At 65.0% G+C, this 4648-nt stretch carries 4 protein-coding genes and 1 pseudogene; all 5 read right to left on the reverse strand.

Annotated elements, in window-relative coordinates; translation table 11 throughout:
• Positions 1-707: FGGY family carbohydrate kinase (locus Q1J95_RS14565; RefSeq protein ID WP_300268859.1), on the reverse strand; the 707-nt coding region annotated here is incomplete at its 3' end.
• Positions 708-719: 12 nt separating this feature from the next.
• Positions 720-1688 carry a sugar-binding transcriptional regulator gene (locus Q1J95_RS14570; RefSeq protein ID WP_300268862.1) on the reverse strand — a complete coding sequence of 323 codons (969 nt, stop codon included), beginning with the start codon at positions 1686-1688 and terminating at the stop codon, positions 720-722.
• An 83-nt stretch (positions 1689-1771) separates the two neighbouring features.
• The gene (gene lsrB / locus Q1J95_RS14575) at positions 1772-2818 is read right to left on the reverse strand and encodes an autoinducer 2 ABC transporter substrate-binding protein LsrB (protein ID WP_300268865.1); all 1047 of its coding nucleotides are present in this window, start codon (positions 2816-2818) and stop codon (positions 1772-1774) included.
• A gap of 81 nt (positions 2819-2899) precedes the next feature.
• Positions 2900-3955, reverse strand: a complete 1056-nt coding sequence (locus Q1J95_RS14580) for an autoinducer 2 import system permease LsrD (RefSeq protein ID WP_300268867.1) — start codon at positions 3953-3955, stop codon at positions 2900-2902.
• Positions 3952-4648 (reverse strand): annotated as a pseudogene (locus tag Q1J95_RS14585) (ABC transporter permease); the annotation flags it as partial. The gene Q1J95_RS14580 and the pseudogene Q1J95_RS14585, both read right to left, overlap by 4 nt.

Here is a 4648-nt window from a genome sequence, read left to right on the forward strand (position 1 = left end):
ACGACGCGGGTCGACGTGCTGAGCCCCGTCTCTGCGGCTGCCTGCGTTGTCACGGTGCCGATCACGGTTCCCGGCTCTGCCGTTTCGGGGAGGATGTCGTCACGCAGCCCGCACAGGCGCAGCAGTTCGGGGTCGCCGGAACGGGTCGCGAGCGACACGAAGCCCGAGGTTGACCCGTTCGACGGCTCCATCGCGCGCACTCCGCTGAGGCGGAACAGCACCCATTCGCTGAGCATGAGCACCGTGGCCGCACGGTCGTAGAGATCGGGCCGGTGCGTCTTCAACCAGAGCAGGCGCGGCCCGGCTGTCAGCGCGAAGGTCTGGCCGGTTTCTCCGTAGATACGCTCTTCGAGTTCGGGTTCCGTCGCGAGCGCGCGAACCTCGGCCTCAGCGCGGGCATCGACGTTGGCGCAGGCCCAGACCTCGCGCCCCTCGGCGTCGAGCAGCACGATTCCCTCGCGCATCGAGGTCGAGCTGACGGCCACGATGTCGGATGCGTCGATGCCAGCGGTCGCCACGGCTTCACGGATGATCTCGAGGATGAGCGTCCAGTTGCGATCGGTCGCGAAGCTCATCGATCCCGGGATGCCGGGCTCCGGGTCGTGCTCCCAACTGCGCTGCGAGATCGCGACGGGGGTTCCCTCAGCGTCGAAGACGCAGGCGCGCACCGATCCGGTGCCAGCATCGACAGCAAGTACATATTTCATGGAATCTCCTCCTCAGACGTCAATGCCTTCGGCCGCGAGCAGAGCGCGGGCGACGTCTTCTGTCGTGACCAGCACGTCGAGGTATCCGCCGCGGAGCGCACCGAGGATCGCCTCGACCTTCGACATGCCGCCGGCGATGCCGACCACATTCGGGATGTCACGGAGTTCATCGACATCGATGCCGATGCGTCGCTTGTGCAGCGGCACATCGAGAACGTCACCGTTGGCGTTGTAGAACATGCCCAGGATGTCGCCGACCGCGCCCTGTGCACGGAACTCGGCGAGTTCAGCATCCGTCACGTAGCCCTGCTGGGCGAGTGTGGCCTGCTCAGCGAGGCCGCCGATGCCGACCAGCGCATGGTCGGCCGACCGCGAGCGCTCGAGCACGCTCTGAATCACGGTTTCGGAACGCAGGTCTTCGGCGAGCTTCGCAGACGAGACCACGATCGGCGCGGGAATGACGGCGTCGAAGTGTAAGCCGGGGGCAGCGTGGCCTCGCCGGGGCGTCGGCACATACGTGTTCACACCACCGGTGAGCGTCACGGTGGTGACCTTCTCACGCTGCTCGACCGGCAGCCGTTCCATGGTGGCCTGCACGGTCTCGCCCCACCCGAGAGAGAGCGTCTGGCCGGTGTCGAGCGCGTTCTGCAGGTACTGGGCGCCGCCTCTGGCGAGACGCTGCGCGATCGCGTGCGGCTCGCTCAGCGGGTCTTCGAGCGCAGGAGGCACCAGGGCCTCTTTGAGGTCGAACGCCTCGCGAAGTTTTCGTCCCACCTGGAACGCGTCGAAGTTGCTGGAGCCGAGCGTGAATGTCACGATGCCGGACTGGCGGCTGCGCTCCAGCAGGCGCCCGGCCGTCGCGCGAGAGATCGAGAGGCGCTTGGCGACCTCGTCTTGCGTGAGCTGATCGACGTAGTAGTACCAGGCAGCCCGAAGGATCTGCTCGCGGGTCTCCCAGTTGGTGCTGTCTGCGCTGCTCATCGCGCATCCTCTCCGGCTCGTGATCTCATGAAAGTTGAGGGGGTGTGGTGAGAATGCTCTCGCATCCTCACCACACGTGACGACTAGAAGTCGTAGTCGTCGATGTTGTCTGCCGTGAAGACAGTGCGCTCGGGCATCACGATGATGCCGTTGCCATCTGCCTCGTAGTCGTAGCCCTGAACCGAGTTCGGCTGAACTTCGAGCTCGCCAAAGCCCTCGACCTCGAAGGTGTCTCCGACGTTGAGCTCTTCGCCCTCGATGAGCATCTTGGCGATGTGCACCGAGAGGGCGCCCTGTGCCTGTGCATCCCACAGTGCGAAGCGCTTGAGGGTTCCGTTGGCGATGTACTCCTTCATCGCGTTCGGGGTCGAGAAGCCGACGAGGGTGATGTCGGTGCGGCCGAGGTTCTCCAGCGCCTGAGCGGTACCCGGGAGAGCATTGGCGTCGGGAGCGATGATCGCCTTCAGGTCAGGGTTGGCGTTGATGAGCGCCTCTGCCTGCTGCACGGCCATCTCGGTCTGGTTCTCTGAGAAGATCGTGTCGACGACCTCCCAGCTGGTGTCTTCCGCGATGATCGACTTCGCGACCTCGGCCCATGGGGTCTGGTAGGGCACGGTCGGGCTCGAGTAGTGGAAGGACACCTGAGCTGCGTCGTAGGCGCTGATGTCTTCTAGCGTCATGTCGACGAGCAGTTCACCGAGCTGGTCGGGGGTTCCCTGGCTGATGTAGAACTGGCGGCACTCGGGGTTGACGTCCGAGTCCCACGTCAGCGTGACAACGCCCTGCTCGCGTGCCTTGTCGAGAGACTGGCACAGTCCGTCGGGGGTCGTGGCCGAGACGATGACCGCGTCGAAGCCCTGGCCGACGTAGGTGTTGATGAGCTCAACCTGCTTCGCTGCCGAGGCTTCGGGCGAACCGAGGTACTGCACGTCGAGTCCGAGGTCCTCGCCCGCGCCGACAGCGCCCTCGCCGCCGGCCTCGAAGAAGCCGACGCCGGTGAGCTTGGGGATGAAGGCGATCTGAGCGCCGTCAGCGTTGCCACCCTCTCCGCCGCCTTCGCCACCGCCGCTTGAGCTGCAGCCGGCGAGGGCGACCATTCCTACTGCGATGGCCGCAATGGCGACCTTCATTCGATTCCGCATCGAATCTCTCCAATCGTTGGGCGGCAATCTCTTGCCGTTTCGGGGTATTGCACTCTGGGTTTTCGGGAGTTATACGTTGATGTCGGCGCGTTTGGCTTCGGCTGTCATGCCCATCTGGCGCAGGTTCTCGCGCCGCACGCGGCTGTTGCGCACGCGCTCTGACCAGCGCCCGCTCCACCAGCGCAGGCTGGCGACGGTGACGAGGATCACACCGGTGAACACGGCAACCTCGTTCTCGGTCAGTCCCGCGAAGCGCAGGCCCTGCTGCAGGAAGCCGATCACGAAGGTCGCCACGATGACGCCGAAGATCGTGCCCTCGCCCCCGTACATCGACACACCGCCGATGACGACGAGGGTGAGCACGGGCATGAGCAGCGCGCTTCCGACGTCAGCGCGGGCAGAGCCGACGTACGAAGAAAGCAGCAGGCCGACCACTCCCGCAGCCAGGGCGGTGAGGATGTAGGCGCCGATGATCACGGCATCCGATCGGAACCCGGCATACCGGGCGGCGATGGGGTTGGCACCGATGAGACGAGCCTGTCGACCGAAGGTGGTGCGGGCGAGAAGGATCGCGAACAGCACCGCGAAGATGATGAACACGATCAGCATGTTCGGCAGTCCGAGCGTTCTGCCTCCGGCGATGGCCGTGAACTCCTCAGGGAGCCCCGAGACGCCTTCGAAGGCCGAGACACCCGCGAGACCGGATGCCGCCAGCGCGAGCCCCGCGAACAGGAACTGTGTTCCGAGCGTGATCACCATCGGGTTGGCTCGGGTGACGATGATGAGCAGGCCATTGACGAGCCCGGCTGCCACCGCGGCGGCGAGGCCGACGAGCACGGAGACCCAGATGTTCGCACCGGTTTTGAAAGCGACGCCCATCATGATCGACGACAGCGAGGCGATCGACGCGAAGCTGATGTCGATTCCGCCGGTGATCATGACCACAGCCAGCGGCAGCGCGATGATGCCGAGGTAGATGAAGTCCGACATCGAGAACAACAGGCGGTTCGGGTCGAGGAACTTCGGGCTGAGCGTGCTGAAGATGATGAGCTCCAGGATGAGCACACCGATGAGGCTGACCTCCCAGCGGGCGAAGGGCTTCAGCCGTGCTTTGAGAGCGTTCATGAGCGGACCTCACTTTCGGCGGGTTCGTGTGTCGGTCTCGGCTCGTCGTCCAAGGCTGCGTAACGGGCGGCCAGTCTCCGTTTCGACATGAGTGCGCGCACCCGCGAGTCGGCGAACAGGGCGATGAGCAGAATTGCGCCGATCACCGTGTCCGACCAGGAGCCGGGGATGCGCAGGAAGCTCAGCGAGCTGGTCGCTGCGGTGATGAACAGCGCACCGAATGCGGCACCCGCGACGGTGCCGACGCCACCGGTCAGAGAGACGCCACCGATCACGGCTGCTGCGATTGCACGCATCTCGATGCCCTGGCCGGCCTGGTTTCCGATCGATCCGACCTGGGCGAGGAACACCAGCGCGGCGAGCGCGGCGAGCACGCCCGAGAGTGTGTACGCGAGAATCACGAACTGGTTCGTGGAGATTCCGACGAGGTAGGCACCGTCGGCATTGTCGCCGGTGGCGTAGAAACTACGGCCGAACTTCGTGCGGGCCATGAGCAGCGCGATGAGGATGATGAGGACGATGGTCGCCCAGACGAGAATCGGAAGCCCGAGCAGTTCGATTCGCCCGATCTGGCGGTAGGCGGCCGGAAGGCTTTCGATGGAGTATCCGCCGGTGATCAGGAACGAGATCCCGCGGTACGCGGCGAGCGTTCCCAGTGTCATGACGATGGACGGCACGTGACCATAGGTCACG

Source organism: Microbacterium sp., from assembly GCF_029263575.1.
Classification (GTDB): Bacteria; Actinomycetota; Actinomycetes; order Actinomycetales; family Microbacteriaceae; genus Microbacterium.

Coding starts and splice junctions, on each gene's coding strand:
- lsrB (WP_300268865.1), bottom strand. CDS start 2,818: ATGAAGGTCGCCATTGCGGCCATCGCAGTAGGAATGGTCGCCCTCGCC.
- Q1J95_RS14570 (WP_300268862.1), bottom strand. CDS start 1,688: ATGAGCAGCGCAGACAGCACCAACTGGGAGACCCGCGAGCAGATCCTT.
- Q1J95_RS14580 (WP_300268867.1), bottom strand. CDS start 3,955: ATGAACGCTCTCAAAGCACGGCTGAAGCCCTTCGCCCGCTGGGAGGTC.